The organism is Novosphingobium sp. BL-S-34 (assembly GCF_056857015.1).
Map to the genome: position 1 here is coordinate 1,464,999 of NZ_CM166473.1, position 26,171 is coordinate 1,491,169.

At 62.6% G+C, this 26,171-nt stretch carries 27 protein-coding genes; 19 read left to right on the forward strand and 8 right to left on the reverse strand.

Annotated features, from left to right (window positions below; genetic code table 11):
- Window positions 1-422 precede the first annotated feature (422 nt).
- Both AC1VV3_RS20265 and AC1VV3_RS20270 read left to right on the forward strand, forming a co-directional pair.
- Entirely contained in the window at window positions 423-983 is a 561-nt protein-coding gene (locus AC1VV3_RS20265) for a Ros/MucR family transcriptional regulator (RefSeq protein WP_482962300.1), read from the forward strand.
- Between the two features lie 167 nt (window positions 984-1,150).
- A complete protein-coding gene (locus AC1VV3_RS20270; protein WP_482962301.1) occupies window positions 1,151-1,318 on the forward strand; it encodes a hypothetical protein in 168 nt (55 codons plus the stop codon).
- A gap of 34 nt (window positions 1,319-1,352) precedes the next feature.
- Here AC1VV3_RS20270 and AC1VV3_RS20275 read toward each other — a convergent pair whose 3' ends face one another.
- Together AC1VV3_RS20275 and AC1VV3_RS20280 are read right to left on the reverse strand one after the other, a co-directional pair.
- Window positions 1,353-1,826 carry a DNA -binding domain-containing protein gene (locus AC1VV3_RS20275; protein ID WP_482962302.1) on the reverse strand — a complete coding sequence of 158 codons (474 nt, stop codon included), beginning with the start codon at window positions 1,824-1,826 and terminating at the stop codon, window positions 1,353-1,355.
- A 109-nt stretch (window positions 1,827-1,935) separates the two neighbouring features.
- Complete coding sequence (locus AC1VV3_RS20280) at window positions 1,936-2,148, reverse strand: transcriptional regulator domain-containing protein (protein ID WP_482962303.1); 213 nt, start codon at window positions 2,146-2,148, stop codon at window positions 1,936-1,938.
- 227 nt (window positions 2,149-2,375) lie between these two features.
- On the opposite strand from AC1VV3_RS20280, the gene AC1VV3_RS20285 reads away from it, so the two are divergent.
- The 10 genes from AC1VV3_RS20285 to AC1VV3_RS20330 all read left to right on the forward strand — a co-directional run bounded on the left by AC1VV3_RS20285 (window position 2,376) and on the right by AC1VV3_RS20330 (window position 8,823).
- Window positions 2,376-3,131, forward strand: a complete 756-nt coding sequence (locus AC1VV3_RS20285; RefSeq protein WP_482962304.1) for an autoinducer binding domain-containing protein — start codon at window positions 2,376-2,378, stop codon at window positions 3,129-3,131.
- Window positions 3,132-3,208: 77 nt separating this feature from the next.
- Complete coding sequence (locus AC1VV3_RS20290) at window positions 3,209-3,820, forward strand: acyl-homoserine-lactone synthase (protein WP_482962305.1); 612 nt, start codon at window positions 3,209-3,211, stop codon at window positions 3,818-3,820.
- A gap of 12 nt (window positions 3,821-3,832) precedes the next feature.
- Window positions 3,833-4,720, forward strand: coding sequence for a phytanoyl-CoA dioxygenase family protein (locus AC1VV3_RS20295; RefSeq protein ID WP_482962306.1), 888 nt, complete (start codon window positions 3,833-3,835; stop codon window positions 4,718-4,720).
- Window positions 4,717-5,334 (forward strand): GntR family transcriptional regulator, encoded by a 618-nt coding sequence (locus AC1VV3_RS20300; protein ID WP_482962307.1) that lies wholly within the window; start codon window positions 4,717-4,719, stop codon window positions 5,332-5,334. Before AC1VV3_RS20295 ends, AC1VV3_RS20300 begins: the two co-directional genes overlap by 4 nt.
- Window positions 5,335-5,446: 112 nt before the next feature.
- Complete coding sequence (locus AC1VV3_RS20305) at window positions 5,447-5,569, forward strand: benenodin family lasso peptide (protein WP_482962308.1); 123 nt, start codon at window positions 5,447-5,449, stop codon at window positions 5,567-5,569.
- 84 nt (window positions 5,570-5,653) lie between these two features.
- Window positions 5,654-6,319 carry a lasso peptide biosynthesis B2 protein gene (locus tag AC1VV3_RS20310; protein ID WP_482962309.1) on the forward strand — a complete coding sequence of 222 codons (666 nt, stop codon included), beginning with the start codon at window positions 5,654-5,656 and terminating at the stop codon, window positions 6,317-6,319.
- Between the two features lie 140 nt (window positions 6,320-6,459).
- On the forward strand, window positions 6,460-7,482 hold the full coding sequence (locus AC1VV3_RS20315) for an asparagine synthase-related protein (protein ID WP_482962310.1): 1,023 nt from the start codon (window positions 6,460-6,462) through the stop codon (window positions 7,480-7,482).
- A complete protein-coding gene (locus AC1VV3_RS20320) occupies window positions 7,479-8,090 on the forward strand; it encodes an asparagine synthase-related protein (protein WP_482962311.1) in 612 nt (203 codons plus the stop codon). Before AC1VV3_RS20315 ends, AC1VV3_RS20320 begins: the two co-directional genes overlap by 4 nt.
- A gap of 140 nt (window positions 8,091-8,230) precedes the next feature.
- Window positions 8,231-8,365, forward strand: coding sequence for a hypothetical protein (locus AC1VV3_RS20325; protein ID WP_482962312.1), 135 nt, complete (start codon window positions 8,231-8,233; stop codon window positions 8,363-8,365).
- 326 nt (window positions 8,366-8,691) lie between these two features.
- Entirely contained in the window at window positions 8,692-8,823 is a 132-nt protein-coding gene (locus tag AC1VV3_RS20330) for a benenodin family lasso peptide (protein WP_482962313.1), read from the forward strand.
- Between the two features lie 53 nt (window positions 8,824-8,876).
- Here the strand turns inward: AC1VV3_RS20330 and AC1VV3_RS20335 are convergent, their stop codons facing one another.
- The 5 genes from AC1VV3_RS20335 to AC1VV3_RS20355 form a co-directional block, all read right to left on the reverse strand.
- Entirely contained in the window at window positions 8,877-11,078 is a 2,202-nt protein-coding gene (locus AC1VV3_RS20335; protein WP_482962314.1) for an Atxe2 family lasso peptide isopeptidase, read from the reverse strand.
- The gene (locus AC1VV3_RS20340) at window positions 11,072-13,657 is read right to left on the reverse strand and encodes a TonB-dependent receptor plug domain-containing protein (protein WP_482962315.1); all 2,586 of its coding nucleotides are present in this window, start codon (window positions 13,655-13,657) and stop codon (window positions 11,072-11,074) included. The genes AC1VV3_RS20335 and AC1VV3_RS20340 overlap by 7 nt, the downstream gene beginning before the upstream one ends.
- Window positions 13,658-13,761: 104 nt before the next feature.
- Window positions 13,762-14,748, reverse strand: a complete 987-nt coding sequence (locus AC1VV3_RS20345; RefSeq protein ID WP_482962316.1) for a FecR family protein — start codon at window positions 14,746-14,748, stop codon at window positions 13,762-13,764.
- Complete coding sequence (locus tag AC1VV3_RS20350) at window positions 14,745-15,311, reverse strand: RNA polymerase sigma factor (protein WP_482962317.1); 567 nt, start codon at window positions 15,309-15,311, stop codon at window positions 14,745-14,747. Before AC1VV3_RS20350 ends, AC1VV3_RS20345 begins: the two co-directional genes overlap by 4 nt.
- Before the next feature lie 555 nt (window positions 15,312-15,866).
- Window positions 15,867-16,337 (reverse strand): hypothetical protein, encoded by a 471-nt coding sequence (locus AC1VV3_RS20355; RefSeq protein WP_482962318.1) that lies wholly within the window; start codon window positions 16,335-16,337, stop codon window positions 15,867-15,869.
- A gap of 241 nt (window positions 16,338-16,578) precedes the next feature.
- Between AC1VV3_RS20355 and wrbA the strand changes: the two genes are divergently transcribed.
- From wrbA to AC1VV3_RS20385, 6 genes are all read left to right on the forward strand, one after another.
- Entirely contained in the window at window positions 16,579-17,178 is a 600-nt protein-coding gene (gene wrbA, locus AC1VV3_RS20360; protein WP_482963165.1) for an NAD(P)H:quinone oxidoreductase, read from the forward strand.
- A 524-nt stretch (window positions 17,179-17,702) separates the two neighbouring features.
- Window positions 17,703-18,290, forward strand: coding sequence for an MEDS domain-containing protein (locus tag AC1VV3_RS20365; protein WP_482962319.1), 588 nt, complete (start codon window positions 17,703-17,705; stop codon window positions 18,288-18,290).
- Between the two features lie 15 nt (window positions 18,291-18,305).
- Complete coding sequence (locus tag AC1VV3_RS20370; RefSeq protein WP_482962320.1) at window positions 18,306-20,015, forward strand: sensor histidine kinase; 1,710 nt, start codon at window positions 18,306-18,308, stop codon at window positions 20,013-20,015.
- A 155-nt stretch (window positions 20,016-20,170) separates the two neighbouring features.
- The gene (locus AC1VV3_RS20375) at window positions 20,171-20,788 is read left to right on the forward strand and encodes an alpha/beta hydrolase (RefSeq protein ID WP_482962321.1); all 618 of its coding nucleotides are present in this window, start codon (window positions 20,171-20,173) and stop codon (window positions 20,786-20,788) included.
- 257 nt (window positions 20,789-21,045) lie between these two features.
- Entirely contained in the window at window positions 21,046-21,285 is a 240-nt protein-coding gene (locus tag AC1VV3_RS20380) for a c-type cytochrome (RefSeq protein WP_482962322.1), read from the forward strand.
- A 110-nt stretch (window positions 21,286-21,395) separates the two neighbouring features.
- Window positions 21,396-24,395 (forward strand): sensor histidine kinase, encoded by a 3,000-nt coding sequence (locus AC1VV3_RS20385; protein ID WP_482962323.1) that lies wholly within the window; start codon window positions 21,396-21,398, stop codon window positions 24,393-24,395.
- A 54-nt stretch (window positions 24,396-24,449) separates the two neighbouring features.
- On the opposite strand, the gene AC1VV3_RS20390 is transcribed toward AC1VV3_RS20385, so the two are convergent.
- Entirely contained in the window at window positions 24,450-25,064 is a 615-nt protein-coding gene (locus AC1VV3_RS20390) for a response regulator transcription factor (RefSeq protein WP_431568124.1), read from the reverse strand.
- Window positions 25,065-25,329: 265 nt separating this feature from the next.
- Between AC1VV3_RS20390 and AC1VV3_RS20395 the strand changes: the two genes are divergently transcribed.
- On the forward strand, window positions 25,330-26,067 hold the full coding sequence (locus AC1VV3_RS20395) for a sensor histidine kinase (RefSeq protein ID WP_431568218.1): 738 nt from the start codon (window positions 25,330-25,332) through the stop codon (window positions 26,065-26,067).
- The last annotated feature ends 104 nt before the right edge of the window (window positions 26,068-26,171 follow it).

The following is a 26,171-nucleotide window of genomic DNA, read 5'->3' on the forward strand; positions in this document are numbered from 1 at the left end:
GGGCGTCAACAAAAGGCCGAGCCTGCTTGGCCGCCCCCGCGCCAGCGATCGTTGCCGCCAGGACGAGACCCTTCGAGCTTGTCTCGGGGGGGCTCGGTGCCTGCGGGCGGCGCCGGAGGCGATCAGCCTCGCCGCGCGCGGCATAGAGCGCGATCGAACCGGAGGAGCGAGGCGCCATGATGCGATTCAAAAAACAAAGTTTTGAGCGAAACCTGCATGGAGAAAGTGCGAGTATTTCATAGCGACCATGATTCATGGATGCACGTTCAGGATCGCAACTGGAGGAGATCGGCAGATCTCGCAAATGTCCCCGCTTAGAACATCATCCAGAATTGATAGCCTCTACGCTCGACAGACTTGCGCCGGAGGCAGCATGATGCTGTGGCGATTTCCTCGCACAGATACGATCGGGTAAAAACAGCATGGTGAACGAAACACTTCTCACTCTGGCCGCAGACATCATCTCGGCGCACGTCGGCCATAATAAGGTCGCGGCGGAGGAACTTCCGCAGTTGATTGCCGCCGTCTACGGATCGCTCGAGAACTTGGGACAGCCCGCCGCCCCCGTGGAGGAAGAGCGCAAGCCGGCGGTTTCCGTTCGCGCCTCGATAAAGCCAGACGCCATTACTTGCCTGGAATGCGGGACGAAGCTGAAAATGCTAAAGCGTCACCTCACAACCCATCACCAGATGACACCGGCCGAGTATCGCTCGCGCTGGAACCTGACCGCAGATTATCCGCTCGTCGCGCCGAACTACGCTGATACCCGCAAGGAACTTGCCCAGCGGATCGGCCTTGGCCGCAAGCCGCGCGGCAAGGCGGCAACGGCGGGAGGCAGCACGCAGCCGGTCACCGAGCCTGCCGTTACCCCGGCTCCCAAGGCTCCTGCGAAATCAGGCCCGGAGACCGATATCGAAACCGGTCCCAAGTCGGCAAAGCCGCGTTCGCGCCCGAAACTCGGGATTGCCGCGGGCGAGGCTTAACCAGGCGCCCACGCGCATTTGCGATAACAGCAGCAGGTGACGGTCAACCGCCCGCACCTGCCGCGTCAGCCACACCTAGAAAGCGCAGATCGCGCTCCGGCCGCCACGCCAATGTTGACTGGCCCAATATTTGTTCTTTATATGTTCTCTTTTGGAGGCATGTAATCATGGAAAAGTTGGAGGAAATCCGAGGCGCTGTGGCGGCCGAACTAGAACGGCGGGGCCTCGATAACCGAAAGTTCCTGCGCCAGATTCGCACCGGGCAGCAGGACGAGGGTCCTTACATGATCGGCGCGCTCGCCTGCGCAAAGTTGCTCGGCGATTCCGAAACCTGACATTCTAGCGAGGGCCTCGCCCAGTCGCGGCGGATCAACCGCCGCCCATCAGCCGTCTGAACCCGCCGCCTGCCATTGCCCGTGCCTGACGGGTGAGACGGCGGATGCGCGAGCGCAGGGAATCCGACGGATGGTTCCAGTCGAGACCTGCATCGCCGTGTCCCAGCAGAGACATGGCGATGTCCCGATGCGTGGCGCCTGCCGCCAGGGCATCGTGCACCCGCAATAGCACGATGCCGCGGCCGAGCGCAGGATCTCTTGGATAAAGCATCCGGCCGAAGCGCTGGTGTTTGTAAAGCAGGATAAGTCGCCGCATCGGCAGTATCCCCGCTTCGGCTGAAACCAGACTATCGAAATGAAACCGCAGGCGCATCGAGCGTTCCGTTGTCCATCGTCCTGACGTGACATCGATCCTGATCCGGCGCCGACCATCGGAAAGGACTGCATGCTGGCGCCCGGCTTGTCCGGGAACCAGCGTCAACCACGGCGCCAGCCGCGTCATGTCCATGCACTCCGCGCCCCCTGCACGTCCCGGTTCGGCCTCTGCCCTGAGCGTGCCGGGATCGAGATCAGCATGCCAAAGGATCCGGGCCGAGAACGCATCCCGGACCGGGTCTTCAGCGAAAGTGAAGCCCCCATTTCAGAGCATCGGCGATTGCTCCGCCGGTCGCCCGGCTCGCTTGGACATGCCAATCCACATAACCTGGGTCACGGCGCAGCCATTCCCACATCAGGCCTGCGCGATCGGTCGCGGAAAGACGTTCGTAGGCCCCGGCATCGCGCCAATCCGCCACACGCGATTGATCGCGCGGCACGTTCAACGCCGCCAACGCAGTCTGCCGTATCTCAAGGCGATTAACAAATTTTCATCGGTAAATGAACTGCTTACCCCTTTTGGGGGATACTCCGGGATGGCGAAGCAATGATATGACAATTTTGCGACACAACCTGCCGGGCAGCAGCTTGAGAAACCGCAGCCTGGCTTCAGAAAAACAGGAAGGGCGAACACCGGATTTCCGGTGGCAAGAGACGCCGCCGGTGCTCGTAATGTCGAACCTTGGGCAAGCAAGTACTCGAACTGATGGCGCGCTTCTGGCGCCTCTTTGAAATGTCGGCAACGATGGACGATCTCGGGGCGGTGCTGAACGAAGCCACCACCTCGCTCGGCTTCCAGCGCTATGCGCTGACTCACCATGCCGATCTCATGCACGCCGGTGGACGCTTCATGCGTCTCCACAATTACCCGGCGCAATGGGCGGACTTCTACGACCGCCACGGCCTCGGCTTCAGTGACCCGGTCCACCGTGCGAGCCATGTGACAGGAAGCGGATTTGCCTGGCGGCACATCCCTGCGATGATCCCGCTCAATCTGCAGGACCACAAGATCATGGAGCTCGGGCGTCAGCAGGGGATCGGAAACGGCTTCACCGTCCCGATCAACGTTCCCGGCGAAGCGAACGGGTCGGTAACTTTCGTCACCGGCACCGGCATCCCGCTCCATGAGCCGTTGTTGCCGCTGGCGCAGCTGTTCGGCACCTGGGCTTTCGAGAAGGCGCGCCGGCTCTCCAGCGGACGCGGTACCGGCGGCGCCAGTGCGCCAATACTGACTATGCGTCAACGCGAGTTCACGGCCCTTGCCGCCCTTGGCAAGACCGATGGCGAGATCGCCGACCTCACAGGTGTCACGAAGCAGACAGCTGGTCTCCATCTCAGGAATGCCTGCGAGTGTTACGGTGTTTCCAAACGCACATTGCTGGTGGTCCGGGCACTGTTCGACGGGACGATCACGTTGACGCAGATTTTCCGCCGATGACATATCGGTTTTCCGATATGGCGCCGATCGCCTGAACGGGCTGACCCTTGGCCGATCACGGTCAAGGAGTCAGACCCATGCTCAATATAGCGACCTTCGAAGGCAAAGAAGCCCCCGATGAGGCAATGCGGGCGATGTTCGCAGCCCGCAAGTCGGTGTTCGTCGACCTGCTCAAGTGGGATGTGCCAGTTCTCGCGGGTAAATACGAAGTCGATCAGTTCGACAACGAACACACCCGCTACTTGATACTGTCGGAACAGGACGGGACCCATTTGGCGTCGACGCGAATATTACCGACGACCAGACCGCATATCCTCGATAGCTTCTACGCTGCCTTCTGCGCCGATGGGCCTCCGTGCGGTCCGACGATCCGCGAGATCACGCGGTTCTGCCTCGACCGGCGGCTGCGAGCGGCAGAGCGCCGGGAAGCAAGGGACGCTCTCGTGTGCCGCCTGGTCGAATATGCCCTAATCAACGGGATTACCGGTTACACCGCGGTCGCATCGGAAGGATGGTTTCGCCAGGTGCTGGCGTTCGGGTGGACCTGTCGCCCACTGGGGCCGCCGCGGTACCACGAAGGCGAGGTCCTGGCGGCGCTTTACATCGAAATCGACCGCGACACGCCTCAGCGCATCGTCGATGCCGGGATAATATCGCCGTGGTTTTCCGATCATTTCGCAGCAAACTGAGGGAGACGGCTCATGGACCTGTTCTACGAAGTTGCCCGCTATGCTGCCGAGCTCAAGGAAAATGGATACTGCATCATTGCCGATGCGCTTTCCATGGAGGTGATCGAGACACTGGACGGTGATCTCGCCGAGCGTTTCGAGACCACCCCGTTCTGCGAAGGCGGCTTTTACGGAGCGACGACGAAACGCTTCGGAAGCCTGCTCCTGCGATCGCCACGGGCCGAAGCCCTCGTTCGCCACGCCCTGATCGTCGCGATCGTCGAGCAAATATTGCTGCCGTGGTGCGAGTGCATCCAGCTCAACACCACGCAGGCGATCGCGGTCCACGGCGGCGCGCCCGCACAGCTGCCACACCGTGACCAGGACATGTGGGCGGCACCCAAGGGCAGCGCCGAGTACCTCGTCAATGTCATGTGGCCACTTACGCCGTTCACGAACGAAAATGGCGCGACACTGATCTGGCCAAAAAGCCATGGCGCTGCCGCCAACGAGGCAACTCCTCCTGAGCCGGCCATCGCGATCGAATTGCCGCCAGGCGCGGCACTCCTCTTTTTGGGTTCGACATTGCACGGTGCCGGCAACAATCGAACCGACACTGTTCGAAGGGGGATTGTCGTCGGCTACTCGCTGGGTTGGCTAAAACCCTACGAGAACCAGTGGCTCGCTTATCCGCCGGGGATTGCAAGCCATTTCGACAGCGAACTCGCCGCCCTTGTCGGATACCGGCAACACCGCCCCAATCTCGGCAATTTCGAGGGGCAATGCCCTTCGGTCCTGCTGGATGGAGATTTCGATCCCGATCGGCCACTGGCCGCGATCGACGCGCTGCGCCCGGACCAGGCCGACCTTGTCGCGCGGCTTGCCGATCCCGAAACCCGCTGCCCTGGGCCGAGGCGATGAACGCGGGGCCGACATCGGGGCGGATCTACCTGGATTTGCACGAACTCGTCACCAGCCGGGAGACCGCCCCGGGAATCCGCCTCGACCCCGCGATCCTGGCGAAGCAGCTTAACGCCAGCACGACGCCGGTTCGCGAGGCATTGAACCGTCTTGTCGGTGAACGGCTGGTCGAGACGCGCACCGGTACCGGCTATCACCTGCCGCTCCTGGACGAGCCTGCGCTGAAGGACCTCATCGGCTGGTCGGCCGACATATTGAGCCTGGCATTGCGGCGCGCAGCGGGCCTCGCGGCGCCGATCGAGCTGCCACGGCAGAGCCCCATGGACTATCCCGACCGCATAGCCGCCGCATTCAGCGCGATCGTGAATGCTTCAGCGCAGGCCGAGTACATCGCCGCCATTTCCCAGGCGAATGCCAGACTGCACGCCGTCCGCTTGGGAGAACCCGACATTTTCGACGATCTCGATAGCGAATTTGAAAGACTGGATGCAGCGGCGCAATCAAACCACGCCGAAGACCTCAGGAAATTCGTGACCTCCTATCATCGGCGCCGCCTCAAAGTTGCAGCCGAGTTACTTCGCAGGCGCTACCGAACAGAACGAAATACCATCTAATACGGAAATTTGATATTCGTCAGATCGAATCCATATAAGTTTTCGATACCCATGGCCACGACCTACTCTTGGTTCCGCTGTCAATTCCGGCAGCGGGAGAAGGAGAAAGACCATGGTACGCGAACTGAACGAAGACGTGATCGAACTCGGCGCCGCCAGCGAGCAAACGCATGGCCAGGGCCAGGTGCCCGCCGATGAAATCCTTGGCCGGGTCACCGGTCTCTCCGACGACTGACTGAAGAGCGGGCCGCGACCGGCGCTGGTAGCCGATCGCGGCCCGACCATTTTTGGCCCGGGCGGGCCGCTTCGGGAGGTCGTCATGGGTTACAGGTTGCAAAGCAATCTGACGTACTGCGAGGTCAGCGACCGTCTCGTGTTCCTCGATCTGGTCGCGGATCGCTATTTTTGCCTTTCGCCGCGCCTTGAAGCAGGGTTCCGGTCGCTCATTTCGGGCGCGGCCGATACACCGCGAAACGACGATGCCGCGCCGCTGCTTCTGTCAGGAATTCTGGCGGAGGCACCGGGACCAACCGCAGTCGCGCCTTGCCTCCTTTCAAATCCCGCCCGAACCAGCCTTCTCGACGCGCCGCGCGAAACCGTCCGTCCGGTCGCAATCGGGTTGCTGGCAGGCGGCATTGCCCTGGCACGGTTCGCATTGCGGCTCGGCCGGCTCCACCGGATGATCAAGCGGCTGTCCGAGCGCAAGGCCGCCATCGGCGACGGCCAAAAAATCGACACGGCGGCCATGCGTGACCTCGCCGCCCAGTTCGCAAGGACAGCGCGCCTGACGCAGGCTCACGATCGCTGCCTTCCCCGCTCGCTCGCCCTTGCCCGCTACGCGCTCGCGCGAGGCTGGCCGGTCGATCTGGTCATGGGCGTTCAGCTTCGTCCATTTGCCGCCCACTGCTGGGTCCAGGCCGGCACTGACGTGCTCAATGACCGCCTGGACAACATCCGGCCCTTTACCCCGATCCTCGTCGTATGATGCGCGTCTCCCCCCATCCCGGCGCCCGAAACACTCGGGCGAGCTCACGTTTCGTTGGCATCCTGCGCCCTTCGCCAGAAGCACATCCGGCGTTTTTGGAAGGCTTCGCCGCGCGTGTCGGAAGCTCGAGCGAATGGAGCATGGCGCTGGACACCGGCTCGGCCGCGCTTGCGGCGGGGCGCGAAGCCGCGATCCCCCTCGGACCTGAGGGTGCAGTGATCGGGGAGGTCTTTCGCAAGCACGATGGATCGCGGGTCACCCACTTCAGCGGCGAGGAAGCAGCCCGCATTGCCGCGGGCGATCTCGCCGAACTCGTTGACCGGTTCTGGGGACCTTACGTCGCCATCGTGCACGCGGCCGGTGAAACCCGCGTCCTGCGCGCGCCGCTCGGCGAGCTGCCGTGCCTGGTCGCGCCGGTCGGCGAAGCCTTCGCGATTGCCAGCGACGTCGACATGCTGAGCGCATTCGGCCTCTACGACCCCCTGGTCGACTGGAGCGAACTCGCGCGCGAGCTATCCCGCAAGGACCGCGTCTTGACCGCAACATGCCTGTGGAGCCTCGAGGAACTGCGCGGCGGCACGATGGAGACATTCGCGCCTCAAGGACGCAGAACAACGACGGTCTGGTCGCCATCCCGGGCCTTTACCCAGCCGCGGATCGGTACTGCGGAAGAGGCGGTCGCACTGGTCTCGGCCACAACGCGCATGTGCATCAGTTCCAGGACTTCTGGGCTACGACGCGCCGTGTTGATGCTGTCGGGCGGCGTCGATTCCTCGATCCTTGCCGCCGCGCTTGTCGGCGCCGGCGTCCATGTCGAAGCGCTTACCCTCGTCACGCGCGACGCATTGGGTGACGAGCGCCACTATGCTCGGGCCGTTTGCGATCATTTCGCCATTGTCCTTCATGAGAAGCAGCGCGAGGTTCGGGACATTGATATCGGGACCAGCAGCGCCGCCGGATTGCCGCGCCCTTCCGGCAGGATCATGTGGCAGGAAAGCCTGCGCCATTCCCGCGCCCTCGCCAAAGAAACGGATGCCGGCGCCATTTTCAATGGCGGCGGCGGGGATCAGGTCTTCTGCTCGCTTCACTCCTCAAACCCGGTAGCCGATGCGCTCCGGGCCTTCGGCCTCGGCAAGACTGCCTGGCGCATGCCAGCATCATGAGCGATATCACCCAGGTTCCCGTTGCGACGATCATGGCAAATGGAATCCGGCGGGCATGGCTGGGCAAGCGCTCACCCGCCGCCGCCAGTGACACCAGCATGCTTTGCGGCCCTTTCACCGGCCCTGAAGACGATGATCCGCGTCCTCGTCCGGCCAGGTTTCTTCCTGGACAGGAAGCCCATGGTCGCATGATCGGAGCGGGGCAGAGCTATATCGAGACACTGGACCCACGCTCTGCCCCTCCCATTGTCGCACCGCTGCTGTCCCAGCCCCTCGTCGAAGCCTGCCTGCGCATCCCGAGCTGGCTGTGGTTCGGCCAGGGCCTTAACCGCTACGCGGCGCGGCAAGCATTCGCGCAGGATCTCCCCGAGAACGTGATATTCCGGCACTCGAAAGGCACGCCGGACAGTTTCACCGCCGAGATCTTCGAAACCTGGCGCCTCGAGATCAGGGAACTACTCGCCGAAGGCGAGCTCGCGCGGCAGGGCGTGATCGAGAGGGCTGCGGTGCTCGAAGTGCTGGACGATCCGCGCCCTCCCCATGGCAGTCGGTTTCGCAGGGTTCTGCAATTCGCCGAGGCAGAGGCCTGGGCTGCGAGCTGGGCCTAGCACTCACAAGTTCCGCGAGGAACGGTAGGCTGCGGGCCTGATATTCGCGGTATCGAACCCGTATAAATTCCCGATCCCGGGCCATGCGCGATAGCCTCGATCACCTGCCGCTTCCGGCAGGCCGATTGAGGAAGACGACAATGGCAAACAAGAACGAACTGCCTGCTGACCGAGTGGACCTTGGCCGGGCGAGTGCGCTGACCCGAGGAAACGGTCCGCTACCCGTCGAGGAAATCCTCGGCTCCATTCCGACAGAGCTCCTTGCCGACAATTGAAATGAACAGCGGCCGCGTTCCCGCGCGGCCGCTGTTCACGCCGTTCCGTCCTCCGGTCACGCAGTCAGGCTGAGCGCCCGATCCATTGTGAAGCCGTTGGCCGTGCAAGTGCCCTTCTCTTTCTCGCCTCACAACCGGCTTCCCGAACCGCAGCGCTGAGCCTGGCAACGGCCCTTTCGTCCGCCCCGGACATTCCACGGTGCAACGTGCTGCGAGCCGGAATTGATATTCGCGATATTGGATCGCTATCAATTTCGGATATCGCCCGCCCTCCCATAGCCTCGAGCAAGCTGCCGCTGCTGGCAGCGCAAACGAGGAGTATGACAATGGCACGTGAAAACGAACGGTCCGGTGACCTCATCGAACTCGGCGCGGCAAGCGTCGACACCCACGGCGGCGGCCCGATGCCGGTGGATGAAGTGCTCGGTAGTCCGGCCACCGGCCTCGGCGAAGACTGAATGCGAACCGCGGCCGCCGAATGGCTAGACGGCCGCGGTTCGTCGCCCTCCGGTCAGGGACGGGACCGAGGATGATCTCTCATTTCTTTCCATCGCGCATATTGCGACCGCTTCGCCGGATCGGGATCCTCCTTGTCCTGCAGCCAGAACGTGAACCAATCGATATTGCGCTCGTACGCGGCCGCACGGTGCGCGGGCTGCCACTTCTTGTGATGTTCACCCGGAAAAACGAACATCTCGATCGGCTGCCCTGCTGCCTTGAGAACCGCGAGCGTATTGACGCCCGCCAGATATTCCTCGTCCGCCAGTTGCATGAGCAGCGGCCGGTTCATCCTGTGCGCGTTCATGGCCAGCGAATAGGGCTTCCAGAATGTCCGATCCTCGCTGTCGGGAGCAGCGTACCCCATGGCCTCGAACTGCCTTTGAACCGCAAGGCCGTTGTAGATCAGGGCATTCTCGTCGACGCAGCAGGTGCTGACCGCGGCCACCTTGAACAGGTCCGAGTTGATCAGTGCCCAGCGCGCCGCCGAGGCCCCATCGCTAAGCCCCGTGATACCAAGGCGCGCGGGATCGGCGATGCCGCGATCAACCGCCGCCTTCACCCCGACCTCGATAGCTGACTGAATGCTGCGTCGCTCTGCCCAGTTGCGGTGGTAGGCGTTCAGCAATTGCTCCGGGGTCCTGATATCGGGATGGAGCGATGCCACCGAAGGGGGGCGCTCAATGCTGAGAACCGCAATGCCGCGCGCTGCGAGAGCAAAAATCGGGTACTCATCACCTGTGCCGCCGCGAAGAAAGCCTCGGCTGTTATACTGGACGACCACCATGGGCAGCCGGGTGCCACTGCGATAGCCCGGCGGCAGAGCGAGATCGCCCCAAGCTTCGAGACCGAGGTCGTTGCGCCACCGCAAGCGCTCAACCCTGCCAAGGGAAATTGCTTGGAACTCGGGGTTTGGATCGAAGAGATCCGACATCCTGCCGCTCAGCGTGTCGATCTGCGCGATACGTCGCGGCGTCGTCGCATTCTCGCGCGTGCAGACGAGACTTCCCCGCGCAAGCAGGCATCCCAGCAGGACGTCATCGGTCTTGAGGATTGAAACCGGCGCGGAGCCGGAATTACCCGACCATCGGTAAAGCGCGGTTGTTTCCTTGTTCCAGCCTTCCCGCCGCAGAAACAGCAGATCGTGCGCGAGCGGCGCCCACCAGACCCCCAGGAAATCGCCGTCACATGACGCGTGCCGACATGTGACAGTCGAGCTCTCACCGGATGCACGCGGGCTCGTGGTGACCGAGAGTTCCAGGGACGCATAGGGATTGCCATTACGGTGAGTGACGGTGGCAACCCGGCCGTCAGGTGCTGTCGCGCCCAGCGAACTATCCTGTTCAACGACGTGCTCTGAGGTGTCTGCGGGTCGATCATCGCCGCCATCGACCGAAACCGACCGGGTCACGAGCGGTTGGAGCGGCAGCTGCGGCACGGGGCCATGCGTCGGCAGGATCCTTTCATCGTAGAGCCAACCGCGGCGGCCTTCCGCTAAGATGTCCTGCAGTTTCTCTGCCGACGCCGCCCGGACTGTATAGATGACCCGCTTTCCGTCAGCGCTCCAGGCCGCAGCCTCCACATCGGCGTCGGAATGCGTGAGGGCTCTTGCGCCGTTCCCGTCTCTCCTGACGAGCCAGACCTCAACCTTGCCATCTTCACGATTGCCGTCCCGGCGAAGGAACAGGATCGACTGTCCGTCAGGCGACCATCTCGGCGTGACGACGACATTGAAACCGTCGGCGATCTGCGTTCCGTAAAATGGAAATCGCTGGAATATGTAATCGCCGGCGGGCGCGATCATTCTGATCTTGCGCCCTTTCCCAGCTTTCAGGTTCGCCGGTCCCTTGCCATCCAACGAGAGGGCAACGAGAGCTCGGCAATACCGATTTTCGAGAGGGTCGGCGCGCGTGAGGATGAAGGCAGCCTCCGTGCCGTCCGGCGAGATAGCGAGCGGGCCCGGTGCCTCGGTGGAGGCCCCATCTGCCGGTCCGAAATCGCGAAGCCGGATGAGATCGCCGGGTGTGATCGGCCGCAGTTCCGTTTGGGCCGACCGACCACCGGCGCCTATCGTGCGCGCAACAGTTGGATCGGCAGGTAGGAGGCCATCGCACCGCGTCTGCGCGATTGCAGGCACGGCAGCCGCCCCAGCCATGAGTGCGACCGCCAGACCGCAGGATCGCAGGTGCCGGCCGCTGGTCGAAGCGGTCACCATGCCTTGGTTACCCCGAAGCCGATGTAGCGACCGATCCCCGAGTAGTTCGTCGTGTCGAAGGACGTGTCGTAGATACTGCTTGTCGCGATGGTCTGGGGCGCATCGTCCAAGATGTTCTGGACCGTTAGGGTGAGAACGAGGCCGCGCAGCGGGCCTTGTGGCTGCTGAAAGGCATAGCGTGCGGTGAGATCGACGGTGGTCTGTCCGCTGATGTTGACGGTCGTGCCCGTCCGCTCGTCATCGACGCCGCCAACCCGGCTCACGGTGGTATTGAGCGAGAACCCGTCGAGGTTCCAGGTCGCGCTTGCGCGGCCGCGCCAGTTCGGCGGGTTGAACAGGGTGCCTGCAAGCTGCGTTGTCGCGGCACCGGCGATCAGGGTCTGGGTGCTGCGCAAATAGCTGGCATTGAGCGAGAGCGCGAGCGATCCGGCCCTCTCTCCGAGGTCCTGGGTGTAGTCCGCCAGGACGTCGACACCGTGAATACGCTGGTTTCCGGCATTCACGCTGGTATTGTTGGCGATGGCGACGACGCTGGAGGCGTCAAAGGCCGAGCCGGCGCCATTGTAGAACGTGGCGGCATTGGCAACGAGGGCCTCGACAGTGGCAAGGTTTGGGTTCCGCTCGATGTAGGGCGCGTAGAGCGCATTGCTCAGCGCCTGCGAGAAGTAAGTGATAGGCGCGACGATCCGGTCAGTGTAGCGCGTCGAGAAATAGCCCAACTGGAACCCGAGACCCGGTAGCTGACGCGGCTTGTACTCCAGCGTGGCCGTCCAGCTGGTGGCCTTTTCCGGACGAAGGTCCGGATTTCCACCGGTCAGATAGAGCGCAGTGCCGCCAGCGCCCCCGAGCGACGAGGCGTTGTAGTATAGCGCGCTCTGCGCCAGGTACTGCTGGTACAGCGTCGGGGCCCGGAAGGACTTGCCCCAGTTTGCCTTGAGCGCGAGATCCTCGACGGGCGCGAAGATCGCGCCCAGCTTCGGCGTTACGACGTCGTCAACCCCGGGATAATGTTCGAAACGCAGCGCCGCGCTGAGATTCAGGCGGTTGATCCAGTCAATCCCCTGCTCCGGCGCAACGACCGGCAGGCTCAGCTCGCCGTAGGCGTAGTAGCTGTCCTGCGAATGATGGCCGGTAAGGTAGTTGCCCTTGCCGCGATCGATGAATAGCTGGTTGTAGCGATAGCCGATGCCCATCGCTACCCTGGCAGCGCCCGCAGGCAATGCGAACAACGGTCCATCAGCGGCCAGCTCCACGGAACTGCCCTTGTTGCAGTAACACAGCGGGATGGTGCCCGTCTGCGTGCTGCCTGTGTAGCTGTTGCTCGCCAGGTGAACGTCTTCCGTCCCGTAGACACCCGAAAGCGCGAGGCGCCAGCCCCCCAGGAGGTTCAGCTTGAGCGACGGCGCAATCGAGAAGGACTTGCTTTGCGAGACCTTCTCGATGCGGCTTACCGAAAGATCACCGGACGTATTGTTCGGCTGGACGAGAACGCTGTCACGGTTGTTGAACAGGCCGTCGATTTCGAAGGTTAGATTGTCCGCGAGGTCCTGATGGGCTGCGCCGGCAAAGGCATTGCGCTTCATCGGCGGGATCAGTGTATTTCCGGGACGAGAAGCAGTGAAGGGCCGGTCGCCGGTCAGGATCTGCGTATTTCGGGCAAACTCATAGGAGCCGACGAAGCCGCCCGAGCCCCATCGCTTGCCAGCGGTAAGGCCGTACTGCTGCCGGAAATCACCGCCCGCCGTGGAAGTGCCGAGGTTGGCCGACGTAAGGATGCCGTCGTAGTCGCGGCGAAGGATGACATTGGCGACACCGGCCACGGCATCCGAACCGTAGAGCGCCGAGGCACCGTCAGCGACGATCTCGACGCGCTCGACAATGGCAAACGGCAGTGCCGAAATGTCGACGCCTTGCCGCGAACCATTGTACGCCAGACGGTGGCCGTTGATGAGCGTCAGCGTGGCATCGCTTCCCAGTCCGCGAAGGTTGACCGTCGATGCACCGCCGACATCGACGCCGCTTGCGGTGGGAACGTTAGCACCGAGGCCTGGATTCTGTCCTCCGCCGAACGATTGCGGAATGCTGCGCACGACATCGGCAAGTTCGGTCTTTCCCTGCTCCTGCGCCTTGTCGGTATCGACGGAGATCACCGGCGAGGTGACGGGAGCTCCGCGGATGCGGCTGCCGGTGACGGTTATTGCAGGACCCGCTTCGGATCTTTCCGAAGCCTCGGGGTTGTTCGGCAAGGTAGCGGCCTCGATGCGCCCTACGGAAAACCCGTCCTTGCTCCGCACTGCTTCCAGGCCGCTCCCTCCAAGCAGCAGACGCAGGGCTTCCTCCAGAGTGTACGTTCCGCGCAGAGCGGGAGCGCGCCTCGCGGCGACACTCCCGTCATCCGCAAGGACCGTCCGGCCCGAGAGCAGCGCCAGAGCCCGTAACGAATCTGCCAGGCGCTGCTCTGGAAGATCGATGGTTAGTTGCGCAGTTTGCTGCGCTTGTGCGACCGTCGGGCCAATAAGTACTCCGGTCAGCGAGGTCGTCGCCAACCACAGCGTGATGCCATATCCCGTCTTTTTCATTTTTTGCCGTTTCCCCCCTGTGCCGGACATCGGCGGGTCAAGGATGGAGACGGTGGTGGGGGTGACGGTCCCCCCACATTTTTTTGATCAGGAAAAAGCGGGGATCAGTTCGTCGGCGAAATTCTGATCTGATCAGGGTGGGAGCGATCGATGCGCAAGTGGTACATCCTGGCGATGACTTCGGCGAAACTGTCCGGTTCGCGCACGCGGAAGGCTCCGCTTACAAGGCGACGGCCAAGACCCCTGCCCGCCAGTACAAGCTTGGTGCGGTTGTAACGGTTAAGAACTGCAATCGCATCGTCGAGGCGGGTACTGTCAAGAGCAAGCATCCCGGAAGGCCACCCCGCGTCGGGACGGGGCGCGGCAACACGGCCGCTCACAGGCTCAATTGCCTCGCCGGATGTCAGCTTGAGGTCAGCCGCTGTCCCGGCGCTCCGGGTAACTGCAATCGGCCCCGCCGGCGCTGCAATCTGCAGATGCGGGCCGAGGTTGCTGGCATCGAACATTGACCCATCGACGCGAAGACTGTCCTGCGATGTCGCCACGATGAATTGGCGCGCGCCCTTTCCGCTATCGACGCGTACCCGGCCTTTCACGAGGAAAAGACGCTGCGCCGCGCCGCCGCCGTCAACCTTCACTTCGGTTTCGGTATCGAGCGTGATGAAGGGCCCATCCTTGAGGCGAAAGGTCCTGATCTCGCCAAGACCGGTTTTGTAAGTCGCCGCTGAAGCCGGCGTGATCAACTCGGGAATGAAAGGGTTGGATGCCAGGGCCATAGCGGCGAAGCAGGCCAGGGCGAGGGAAGCGGCAATGCCGATGGCTATGTGCGTGCTGCGCCGCTGATAGAAAGGCGCACGCCTCAGCTTCTCCGAGCCGATCCCGAACGGGCGCATCTCGCTGCGTTTCAGGTCGCGCGAATTTCCCCAGACCCGTTCGGCTTCATCGAAAGCTTCGCGGTGCCGCGGATCAGCTTCCAGCCAGACGGCGAGCTTGTCCTCGATGCCCGGCTCTCCGGCATTTCGCCTGAAAAGCCAGCTCGACGCCTCTCCGTGAAACTGATCGGCAAGCGAGTACCCCTCGCTGTCCGTCATGGCCGCAAATGCCGGCCGAGGTGCTTGATCGCCTTGCCCATGTGCTTCTCCACCCCTTTCACGCTCAGGCCCGTTTGCTTGGCGATTTCGGCATGACTAAAGCCATCGACCCGGCATGCCAGAAAAATCTGACGCGTCAGCGGTTTCAGGCGGGTTAGCGCATCCTCGATGCGTCGCAGTCGGTCGCGTGCCTCGAGCATCGCAATCGGATCGCCATCCGCCAGGACCACCTCTTCGATAGGCATGTGCTTGTCTTGCCCCCGCCGCACCGCGACACGCGCTCTGTCGACCAGCTGGTTCTGGGCGCATTGCCGCAGATATGGGCCTGGTTTTTCGAGAGTTTCCGCATTACCCCGTGCTACGAACCGGGCGAAGACCTGCTGTACGATATCTTCTGCATCGTCGAAGCCCGCCTTGCGCGCAACGAAGCCAACAAGGCCGGAGCGTTCATGGCGATAGAGTTTCTCAAGAGCGGCAACCTCACCCCTCGGAAGATCATGATCGGGGGGAAGCGGGTCGGACTCGTCAACCCCCGCGCGCGCAAGACTCAAACCGAAGCGCATCGGTTACGACCGGTTTCGCAAAAAGTGACCAGCAACCCCATGTGCACGGCTCTCCTCGATTACGAGGCAGAACCGGCTACGACCGGGTGGTGAGAAACGCACAAGAGCACGCGTCAACGCCTTTAGCTGCAAGCAGCCTGGACAGAGCGTCAACTACCCGGTCACGTCAGCCGAATACACGACGACGCAAAGGAAACTGTTTCTCTTGCGAGGTTCTCACGCCTCGGCATTGCTCACATGGTGCAACGCTTGGAGAAAGGTAATGAACTCTCGACAGTCTGCAAGCGTAAATTCACTTTCCACAGAACCGTGCCCGAAATAGCACAGCTTGGCCGCGCCTGACGGGTTTTACTCTATCGACGCGCGAAACTCGCTTTCGTCTTCACGAAGAGCCCTTGTCGAAGTGATCGGCAAACCTTGCTTTCCGTGCCCTTGTGCATTGCGGAGAAGCACGTATGGCGCGTCAGATGTGCTTCACCTACAAAGGACATGGTGCCTTCGTTCGGTCCGCTGATTGCCAAACGGCGAAAAGCCGTGAGCCAAGACACCAAACCGTCAATTCCTGGGGTCGGTGGCACATCTCAGGAAAGCAGTGAGCGCATTCTGACCAGTGAAGCGTTGGCGAGTGGGGACAGCATCCGCCCTTTCAAGTAAGCAGCAAAGACCGTCAGCGCGGGAGGAACACTGCAATATCTCAATATGCGTTTTGGTTTTGCCTTCAAACTCACCGGTAATAAGCTGCACCATCTCGCTGCGTGGCGGGTCGGATCTGCCTCTAATCACGACTGCCTCTGTGTCCGGGATGACCCGACACTTGACCCAAAACTCGTCGATACGGGTCATCTCAATCAATTCGTCCGGAAAACAGCCGCTCTGGAACGATGCGGCGTCGTCGAACGTGCCGCTGAGCCATATGCCGTACTCTTCGAAATACGGAAGGGCCAACATCCGATCATGGGCAGGTCGGGTGGCTTCGATGCAGTCTGTCATCACGCCTGAATAGACCGGACCCCACTCGTCGCTCATGCGCCTGAGCCCCGCCCACGCGAAACTCGTTCTATGGGAGAAACCCGGGTCGCGGGTGGGGACGCGCCCTTAACAACGGAAACTTCGCGATCTGCAGTAGACTGATAACAACTTCGACCGCGTCACGACCATACATCGGTATGCGCTCTCACGTCACACCGTCTTGATGCACGAGAAGCCACCCTTGGGCAGGATGCCCGACGACCGCCGGAACGCCCCGGCAATCGCCAAGGAGAACGTCGTGGCAAAGGTGCTGGTGCTCTACTACTCGTCCTACGGACACATCGAGAAAATGGCGAACGCCATCGCTGAAGGCGCCCGCGAAGCTGGTGCAGCCGTTGACGTCAAACGCGTGCCCGAGACGGTTCCGGAGGAGATCGCGCGTTCCGCGCACTTTAAGCTCGACCAGGCTGCACCGATCGCGGTGATCGACGACCTCGCCGAATACGACGCCATCCTGATCGGAACGGGCACGCGCTTCGGCCGTATGTCCAGCCAGATGGCGTCGTTCCTCGATCGGGCGGGAGGCCTGTGGATGCGCGGCGCGCTTAATGGGAAGGTCGGCGGTGCCTTCACATCCTCCGCGACCCAGCATGGCGGAAACGAGATGACGCTTTTCTCGATCATCACGAACCTCATGCACTTCGGTATGACCATTGTCGGCCTCTCCTACAGCCATCCCGGTCAGGGCACGATCGACGAGATCGCCGGCGGTGCCCCATACGGTGCGACCACGATCGCGGGCAGCGACGGCTCGCGACAACCTTCCGAGATCGAACTCGCTGGCGCTCGCCACCAGGGCATGCTGGTGGCGACCACCGCGGCCAAGCTGTTCAACTGATCCCCCGGCATCGGCGGGTCAGCCTGCGCCCCGGCTGCAGAGAGCGCATCAACCGTTGGACGATCGACTGACAATTTCGAGGCGTAGCGATCCGGCCCCATAGAACGCCTGCGGCGCAGCCAATCCGATATCACGACGCTGTCACCCCGAGCCCTCTGAGACCTTTTCCGATTCCCGTTTCTTCACACCTGTGTTGCGAGCCACACCTTCGAGACTCCAGGAGCTCTCGAACATCCTTCCGGAGCGCATCGAGCTTCGTCTGACCTAACTTGACGACCACTCCGATCCAGCCTGCAACGCACGGGACTAGCGCTCAACTTTGTCAGCTTTTATGCGCGCAAGCGCGAGCCTTACCCCATACCATGGCATATATTGCCCGACGGTCCCTTTGTGCGAGAATGGCGCGGCGTCGAGGCTCGTTCGGGGGGCTGCGCTTAAACGGGATCACGAGCGTGTCAACGAGAGCTGCCGATCTAGTCGCGAGCGTTCGTGGGTCCTCCGACTGGGACGCCCTCAGCGGACACGTGTGCGCCATATTCCGCGATCTCGACGAACAGTATGAGGTGATGATGCCGTTCTTCCGCGGGGGCATCGAGCGCGGCGAGCGCGCCTATCACACCATCGATCCTGCGCGCGTGAAGGACCACGCCGAGCGATTGGTCGCAGGCGGAATAGACGTGTCGGCCGCGATCGCTTCAGGCCAATTGACCATCAACGATTGGTCGCAGACATTCTTCGACCGTGGACCCTTTGATGCCATGGATATCATTGGCATGTTCAAGGATCTCTGCGAGGAGGGCCGCGAGATTGGCTATCCGCGAACCCGGTTCTTCTGCGAATACGAATACGCGAAGCTGATCCTGAACCCCGACCAGATGCTCGAGTACGAAGCGACGATGCAAATGCTCGGCCACGGGCCTTTCAACGCGATAGACGCATCGATCTGCTCGTATCGCATCCCCGAATGGACCGGTCAGGTGCTGGTGCAGGCGCTGCGGACCCATCCGACCGTCATCCTCAACGGCCACATCCACGAGAACCCCTTCTTCGAACCCCCGCAGACGGTCATCTCCGCACTCCATCAGAGGCAGCAGATGCATCGTTTCTGCTAAGCGGGAGCTGCGCACTTGCCTGAAGCTGCGCGGTCGCTGACCGAGGAGTGCGACTACCTCCGAGGCTGCGTGAACGACTTGGTCTCGATCCTCGGACTGCGCCCAATGTGGGCCGGCGCCGACCAGTCCCGTATCGCCGATATCCTGGCCGATGCCCTCGCTCAAACGGTCAGACCGCAATTCGTGCTGGTCCGCCTGTTCGACGCCTACGATGGGCCCGACATCGAGGCGTTCAGAGCAACGGCGAGCGACATCTCCACACTTAGGGACTCGGTCGCTTCCTCGGCTAACTCTTGGTTCAAGCACGAGGTCCGGCTCGGCAGTCACGCGCTCACATCCGTGATCGATGGCAACGAGCTTTCCATCGTAGCCCTCGATCTCGGGATCCGGGGCGAATTCGGGTTCGTGTTCGTCGGCTCCGATCATCCCGAATTCCCTTCTTCTGCTGAAAGGCTCCTCGTCAACGTGGCGGCAAGCCAGGCCCTGATAGCTGTGCAGCAGCACTGGCTCCTCCAGGAGCAGAAAGATGTCGCGGTGCGTCTCGACGCCCTTGTAGCGATGCGATCGCAGGAGTTGGAGGATGCCACCGAAGCACTCAGACGCAGCGAGGCACTCATGGCGCTTGCGGAGAAGGCCAACCTAACAGGTAGCTTCCGATGGCATCCCGCCAGCGACACGTTGGAGTGGTCGGCTCAGTCCCGCCGTCTCTTCGGATTCGAACTGGACAGACAAGTCACCAGCGAAGACTTCTTCAGCCGCGTGGATCCAGCTGATCGCGATCAACTCCGCAGCGCGGGCGATCGAGCGCTGCTGGAACCCATTGATCTCGATCTCACCTTCACGGCTATGCCGCCAGGGCATGATCCGCGTGTGCTCCATCTCGTCGCATTTCCGGGCACGCACGTGACCGAGCGGGGCGCCTACATCGGGACGATGCAGGACATAACCGAGCGGGTCCGCGCGGAGGCCGCAAACCGCCAGGCAGAGATCAGGATGCGCGAACTTCGCGACGAGCTGTCACACGCGAACCGGCTCGCGACGCTGGGCCAGTTCTCCGCTTCGATATCACATGATGTGAGCCAGCCGCTCTCCAGCGTTTCCGCGAACGCGATGGCGGGTCTGAACTGGCTCAATGCGCCCACGCCGAACCTGGACTCCGCCCGCCGCGCCATGGAGCGCATAGTGGGAGGAGTGAAGCGTGCGGCGGACATACTGGACAGGGTGAAGTCGTTCAGCCGGCGAAACGCACCGTGCGTCTTAGTCGACCTGAACGACCTTGTGCGCGACACCGTGGCGCTGGTGGATGCTGACGCGCGTCGACGCCGGGTCGTCGTTTCGATGGCGTCGATTGACGAACTGCCTCCGATCGAGGCCGATCGCGTGCAGATTCAGCAGGTCCTGATGAACCTGATCGTTAATGCGCTCGATGCCTTCGACGAGGGCTGGCTGGGTCCACGAACCGTCACGGTGAGTTCGTGGTGCCGAGACGGAGAGGTCGGTGTGGACGTCTTGGACACAGGGCCCGGTCTGTCGGAAGCGGCTCTCCCCCGGCTGTTCGAGGCATTCAACACGACCAAGCCCAGCGGCCTTGGGATGGGGCTTTCGATCTGCCGCGACATCCTCGCGGACCATCAGGGTCGCATCTGGGCCGGAGCCAATCAGCCGAATGGCGCGATCTTCTCGTTCGGCGTTCCGGTAGCCAATCCAGTCGCCGGGTCGAATTGACTGAGTGAAGTTGGGGACGTGCATCTTCTCCGATCCTACCAACGCGCGGGGGGCCGCCGCAGCGCGCTGGCTATCGCGCGCATATGGAGCGTAGGGAGTGCGCAACGGAATCTGAGAGGATCACAGAGTTGCTCGATGGCCCACGCCTAGCCCCGTTGACAGGATCGAAAGCCGACGCGCTCGTAGTGCTCGTCCACGGCTATGGTTCGAACGGAGACGACCTGATCTCGCTGGCGCGCGCGATCCAGCCGGCGCTGCCGGCCGCCGCCTTCGTAGCGCCGAACGCTCCGTCGCAGCTCCCCCAGATGGCCGCCGCCTACCAATGGTGGCCGATCGAGACCTTCTCCATGGCGGAGCGTGCCCACGGTGCCGCGGCGGCCGCCCCCGGGCTCGACGCCTTCCTGACGCTGGAGCTCGAAAAGGCGGAGGTGACTAGCGACCGCCTGCTGCTGGTCGGATTCAGCCAGGGGACGATGATGGCGCTGCACGTCGGGCTGCGACGCGCCCAGCCGGTCGCGGGCATCGTGGGCATTTCCGGCATGCTGGTCGCTCCCGAACTCCTTGAGGAGGAGATGCGCACCCGACCGCCAGTTCTCCTGATCCACGGGACCGAGGACGACGTCGTTCCGTTCAGGTCGATGGATCTGGCTGAGCGGACGCTGAGCGCGGCCGGCGTCGAGGTGGCGACACACGTCTCCGAAGGCGTAGGGCATGGCGTGGAACACGACGGCCTCGTCGCGACCGTCAATTTCGCACGCAGAATACTACTCTAGCCCGCCGCCGGAGCGATACCGTCCAAGGACGGTAGGGGCACCACTGCTCGTAGGATGGCGGCGCGGTCGCGGGTTGGCGCATGACTCCTCCTCCAAAGCAGGAGGATTAGAGATGGACGGACCCGTCGCAATTCGACTGGTCAGTGCCGCCGTGACCGCCGTCAGCATCATGTTCCTCGGCATCACCATCTGCATGGCCAGCGTGCCGGGATCGTCGCGCAAGGGCCGAGATCGCCCAGCGGGGCACGCCGACAGGAGTGCCGGCGTGCACCACGTGCCACCGTCCCGATTTACTCGGTAACGCGGCAATCGGTGCGCCCTCGATCGCCGGGAAGCCCGCCGCCTACATCATCGCCCGCCTCGCCCACTACGCCGGGCCGCAGGGACACAACCCAATGATGAAGCAAATTGCTGTGGGGTTAGCACCAGATGAGAAGCGGGCGGTTGCCAGCTACCTCGCGACGTTGAAGCCGGTCCATCGAGAAAATAGCCGATGAGGACCAAGAGCCGAAAAGGCATTCCAGGAACAACGATCACAGGGCAGGACAATCTTGAATCTGTTCCGCCTTCGCGATTGTCCGGCGGAGCTTTCTCGGGCAGCTAACGAGTGATCGGATTCATCGCGGGGGTGAGATTGCACAAGGGAGCATCAAGTATCGTCGGCGCATGCGCCGGCCTGCTGATGCTGCCCTGCGCGGCGACCAGCGGGGCCGCCCAAGAATCCGCTCAGACTGCACCATCCATTTCGGTTTCCCATCGCGGCTGGACGAAACAGATGGGCGCTCCAACCTTCGTTCAGTCCATCACTCAGGACAGACAGGGTTTCCTGTGGGTCGGAAGCCTGGACGGGCTGTTTCGGTTCGATGGTGTCAGCTTCGAACCGATCATGCCGCCGAAGGGCCACAAGCGGACCGCCTTGGCGGTGACGGCGCTGGCGACGTCGCCAGATGGGGACATCTGGATCGGATACGGGGCCGGTGGCGGCGTGTCCGTTTTCCGCGGATCGCGCGCCGTCGATGCGAAGCTGCCCCATCCCGGCGAAGCCATAACCGGGATCGCCATAGATGCACGCGGAGCCCCCTGGGTCATCAATTCTGGCGGCGGAGGCGAGAACATCCTTAGGCGGGCCGGTGACCGTTGGGTTCCGGTGCACGCTCCCGATGGCAGGTCCTTCAGCGACGTCGTCGACCTCGAGGTGGCGAGCGATGGATCGATGTGGGCCTATGCCTCTGGTAGGATCTACGTCGCTCGCCCCGGTGCGGTCGGCTTTGTGGCGACCGACATAACGGGCGATGAGATGGGCGACCTTGCGCGCGGGCCATCCGGAGAGATGATTCTGACCGAATCACATGGGGTCCGGCGTATCCAGGTCCATCCAGACGGACTTCCATCGAGCGCCACGCAGATCAGTTCGGTTCCGCCATTTAATCGCTTGAGCACATTGGTCGATCGTCAGGGCGTGCTCTGGGGCACAACCTACATGAACGGCGCGTTCTTTGGCCCTCTCGGCACTGCTCCCGTGTCCTATTCCGAGCCGCAAGGGATCACCTCGGCGAGGACCGTGGCGATCTTTATCGATCGTAGCGGCAACGTCTGGACTGGAGGCGAAGGTGGTCTCGATCGCTTCTCACGGCCAGTCGTCGAAACGGTGCCCGGCCTGCCGACCAATCCGCAGAACGGCTACAGGCTGCTGCTCAATGCGGCTGGAAACGTGCGGATCCTTGCCGGCAATACGGTGTGGGCGGTCTCCGGTTCCAAGGCGCCCACGCCCGTCATCGTGTTGCCGTCTCGGCCCTACGGCGCGTGCGTCGGAGGCCCGGGGGTCATCTGGACTGTTACAGGCGCAGGTCTTCGGGAAGTTCGCAACGGCCATCCGGTGAAGACCCATGAATGGCCGATCGCGCCGATCGCCGCACCCTTCTGTGCCGCGCGAGGTGACGGAGTCGTCCATGTCGTCGTCCCCGGAACCGGGCTCTTTCGGCTGGAAGGTGGCAAATGGCATCGAGTTCGACTGCCCCAGCATTTCGAGGAGATTTCGGATCTGGCGTTCGATCACAGCGGCCGGATGGTCCTCGTGGTCAATCGAGAGAGCATAGCCGTCGTCGATGGGCCGAGGGTGACATCCTGGAATGGCGAGAAGATCGGATTCGAGCATCCGACTTCGATCAGCTTTCTCTCAAGCGATACGGTGATTGGCGGCCTTACCGGTCTACTCAGACTGCGCGAGAACCGCATCTCCAAGCTCGACTTCGAGACCTATCCGTGGCTACGCGACACGCGTGCCCTGGTGGCGACAAAGGACGGCTATGTGTGGCTGATGGGCTTCAAGGGCATCAGCAAGCTGAGGCAGGCCGATCTCGAGGCGGCATTTGACAGTCCGGGTCGCCCAATCCCCTACCAGTTGTTCGACGACGACAATGCCACCGTTGGTATACCGCAACGCGCCTCCGGCCCCCAGGCCGCCGTCGATCGAAACGGCATCGCATGGTTCCTGACTAGGCAGCGGGTCTTTCAGGTTCGTTCCAATCACGAACCTTCCGCCGACCGTGCGGCGATCATCATCAAGTCGGTAGTGGTGGATGGGTCGCGGGTTACCGAGTTGGCTGGGCTGACGCTCCCTGGAGGACTCAGAACCGCGTCCTTCGATTTCGGCGTGGCCGACCTCACGACGCCGACCCACCGCCGCTTCCGATATCGCGTCGACGGCTACGACGACAGGTGGATCGAGATCGGCGGGCGCCGACAGATCAATCTGACAAGGCTTGGACCGGGTTCCTACAACCTCCGAGTCGAGACAGACAACGAGAAGAGGGAATGGGTCGGTCCAGGTGCGGAGCTCAGGTTCGTTGTCAGCCCACTGCTCCACCAGACCTGGTGGTTCCGCACTCTGGCGGTCTTGGGTACGGTTGTGATCGTCTGGCTTCTGGCACGATGGCGCATTCGAGCGGCCGAGGGAGCGGCCCGTCGCGATGCCGAGGGCAGAGTGGCGGAAAGGACGCGTATCGCCCGAGACCTTCACGACACATTTCTCCAAGGGTTTCAAGGTTCCGCCTTGCGCCTTCAGGCCGTGGCGGAACGTTTGCCAGAGGACAGCCGGGAACGGCAACGACTGGAGAACGTGCTTCGCGGCGTCGATGACATCCTCGAAGAGGGTCGTCGACGGGTCCAGTCACTACGGCGCGAGGACCGGCCGGTGGAACTGGACGAGGCGATCGAGGCCCTCGCCGGCGACCTGCTGGCAGGTGAGACGATAGCGTGGAAACTCAAGACTTCGGGAAAACCCAGGTCGATCACGGCCGACGCCGCCGACGAGATGCTTTTTATCATCCGGGAGGCGCTGGCGAACGTCATCCGCCACTCGGTGGCCGCTCACGTGGAGTTGAATATCCGCTACTCCACGGGCCAGGTGGAGATCCATGTTACCGACGATGGCGTCGGCATTCCCGCTGACGGAGCGGAGGATCTCGCCGCTGCCGGACATTTCGGCCTTGTCGGAATGAAGGAACGTGCTCTGTTGATCGACGCAAGCCTCCATATCGCATCCGCCTCCCCCGGAACTCGCGTGACGCTGAGCGTTCCGGCCCGGCGAGCCTATTCCAGCAACTAGGGATCGGGCGTCTCGGCAATTCGTCCGCCCCATGGCTGTGCAAGGCCCGGTCACTCAGAGCAGGAAGATGCCCCGCTGGTTGGCCACCGTGATCGCATGTGTGCGATCGGACACGTGGAGCTTCTCGTAGATGACCTTGAGGTGTGCCTTTACGGTCTCCTCGGACACGCCGAGCTCGTGGGCGACTTGCTTGTTGCCCCGGCCGAACGCGATCAGCTTCAGGACCGAGATCTCGCGTTCGGTCAGGGTCTCGTCCGCAACATGGTGGGCAATGCCATCAGCCACCTCCCGATGGATGTGCCGCACGCCCTTGCTGACCGATCGAATGGCACTCAGCATCTCGGTCCGCAGACTGTTCTTCAGCAGATAGCCCGTCGCTCCGGCCTTCAGCGCCCTGACCGCCTGGACGTCGCCCGCGAAGGTCGTCAGCACGAGGATCCTCGCGTTTGGATCCTCGGCGCGGATCGAGGTGATTGCCTCCAGACCGTCAATCCCAGGCATCTGGAGGTCCATCAGCACTACGTCGGGCCGGAGTGACCGGAAGCGCTCGACGGCTTCAGATCCGTCGGCCGCCTCGCCAACGAGCTCCATGTCCTCCTGGTTCTCCAGCATCGCGGCGATCCCGTCCCTGAGGACGGGATGGTCATCTGCGACGAGTATACGGATCATCCTGGGGACCACTCCTACTGGCTGGCACAAAGCAAACCCATCCGAATCGATGGCCAAGGGGACGTTAGCCAACTTCGGAGGCATCCGGCATCGACTTCATCCCTTCAGATAACTTGTTTGCAGTTCTTCGTCACAGGTTAGCGGGGCGGATGACGTAAGGAACCCCTAATCGGGGGAGCAGCCAACTCCCCGAATACGGATACCGGCCGAAGGCCCCGCATGTCAGACCCCGTTCCGGACGGACGCGGAGATCTGAGTGGACGACATGGCTGCCAATGCAACTGACGCGACACTCCGTTCCCAGGCGACCGCCGATAAGGATTCGGTCTATCTGACGGGCCTGGCCATGGCCTTGGGGTATTCGCTTGGAAATCCGCTTACCGCCCTCTCCGCCCAGGTGAAGTCGCTCCGCCGAAGGGTCGAGGCCGACGTGCTGGATGTTAAGCAGGCTCGTCTGGCGATCGAGCGGGTCGAGGCAATCCTCGAAGCCGCCACCAGCAGGGTGAGCGCAGTCACGCAGCAGTTCCACACTCCACGCGGATCGGCGTCGATCTGCGATCTGAACGATATCGTTCGTGAAGCCGCTGGACGCTATGCCCATCAGACCTTCTGCAGCCGGCTCCGCATCGATCTGGAACTCTCGGAGCTTCCCGAGCTCGACCTTGACCGGTCCCAGATATCACGGATAGTGGCAGAGCTGATGCTGAACGCGGCGGAGGCGATGTTCGTCAGCACCGCTTCGGACGGTCTCATGACCGTTCGCACCGCGTCCGGCGCAAACGATGTTATCCTCCAAGTCCACGATTCCGGCGGGGGCGCGATTGACCCCGAGCGGATATTCGACATGAGCCACACGACCAAGAGAGGGCGGTCCGGAATGGGCCTCAGCGTGGCCAGGGCGCTCGCCCTCGCCAATGGCGGACAGTTGTATGCTTCGGCGAACGACCGCGGCGGGCTGACCACCACGCTCACCTTCCCCAGACCTGGCCCGGAGATTCTGTAGGGCACCTCGCACCCCTACCAAGGTACGCCGCCAAGCCACGAAAGTCGCAGACGGCCGATACTCCAGACGGATGGCTGTATTGCGCAAACCACGGGATGATCAGG

What these genes read in the sequence shown, in the direction of transcription:
- AC1VV3_RS20330 (WP_482962313.1), top strand. Translation starts at nt 8,692, where the DNA reads ATGGCACGTGAAAACGAACGGTCCGGTGACCTCATCGAACTCGGCGCG.
- AC1VV3_RS20315 (WP_482962310.1), top strand. Translation starts at nt 6,460, where the DNA reads ATGGCGCTGGACACCGGCTCGGCCGCGCTTGCGGCGGGGCGCGAAGCC.
- AC1VV3_RS20335 (WP_482962314.1), bottom strand. Translation starts at nt 11,078, where the DNA reads ATGGTGACCGCTTCGACCAGCGGCCGGCACCTGCGATCCTGCGGTCTG.
- AC1VV3_RS20265 (WP_482962300.1), top strand. Translation starts at nt 423, where the DNA reads ATGGTGAACGAAACACTTCTCACTCTGGCCGCAGACATCATCTCGGCG.
- AC1VV3_RS20310 (WP_482962309.1), top strand. Translation starts at nt 5,654, where the DNA reads ATGGGTTACAGGTTGCAAAGCAATCTGACGTACTGCGAGGTCAGCGAC.
- AC1VV3_RS20325 (WP_482962312.1), top strand. Translation starts at nt 8,231, where the DNA reads ATGGCAAACAAGAACGAACTGCCTGCTGACCGAGTGGACCTTGGCCGG.
- AC1VV3_RS20350 (WP_482962317.1), bottom strand. Translation starts at nt 15,311, where the DNA reads ATGCGCTTCGGTTTGAGTCTTGCGCGCGCGGGGGTTGACGAGTCCGAC.
- AC1VV3_RS20355 (WP_482962318.1), bottom strand. Translation starts at nt 16,337, where the DNA reads ATGAGCGACGAGTGGGGTCCGGTCTATTCAGGCGTGATGACAGACTGC.
- AC1VV3_RS20395 (WP_431568218.1), top strand. Translation starts at nt 25,330, where the DNA reads ATGGCTGCCAATGCAACTGACGCGACACTCCGTTCCCAGGCGACCGCC.
- AC1VV3_RS20275 (WP_482962302.1), bottom strand. Translation starts at nt 1,826, where the DNA reads ATGGACATGACGCGGCTGGCGCCGTGGTTGACGCTGGTTCCCGGACAA.
- AC1VV3_RS20290 (WP_482962305.1), top strand. Translation starts at nt 3,209, where the DNA reads ATGCTCAATATAGCGACCTTCGAAGGCAAAGAAGCCCCCGATGAGGCA.
- AC1VV3_RS20295 (WP_482962306.1), top strand. Translation starts at nt 3,833, where the DNA reads ATGGACCTGTTCTACGAAGTTGCCCGCTATGCTGCCGAGCTCAAGGAA.
- AC1VV3_RS20270 (WP_482962301.1), top strand. Translation starts at nt 1,151, where the DNA reads ATGGAAAAGTTGGAGGAAATCCGAGGCGCTGTGGCGGCCGAACTAGAA.
- AC1VV3_RS20320 (WP_482962311.1), top strand. Translation starts at nt 7,479, where the DNA reads ATGAGCGATATCACCCAGGTTCCCGTTGCGACGATCATGGCAAATGGA.
- AC1VV3_RS20340 (WP_482962315.1), bottom strand. Translation starts at nt 13,657, where the DNA reads ATGAAAAAGACGGGATATGGCATCACGCTGTGGTTGGCGACGACCTCG.
- AC1VV3_RS20305 (WP_482962308.1), top strand. Translation starts at nt 5,447, where the DNA reads ATGGTACGCGAACTGAACGAAGACGTGATCGAACTCGGCGCCGCCAGC.
- AC1VV3_RS20300 (WP_482962307.1), top strand. Translation starts at nt 4,717, where the DNA reads ATGAACGCGGGGCCGACATCGGGGCGGATCTACCTGGATTTGCACGAA.
- AC1VV3_RS20390 (WP_431568124.1), bottom strand. Translation starts at nt 25,064, where the DNA reads ATGATCCGTATACTCGTCGCAGATGACCATCCCGTCCTCAGGGACGGG.
- AC1VV3_RS20345 (WP_482962316.1), bottom strand. Translation starts at nt 14,748, where the DNA reads ATGACGGACAGCGAGGGGTACTCGCTTGCCGATCAGTTTCACGGAGAG.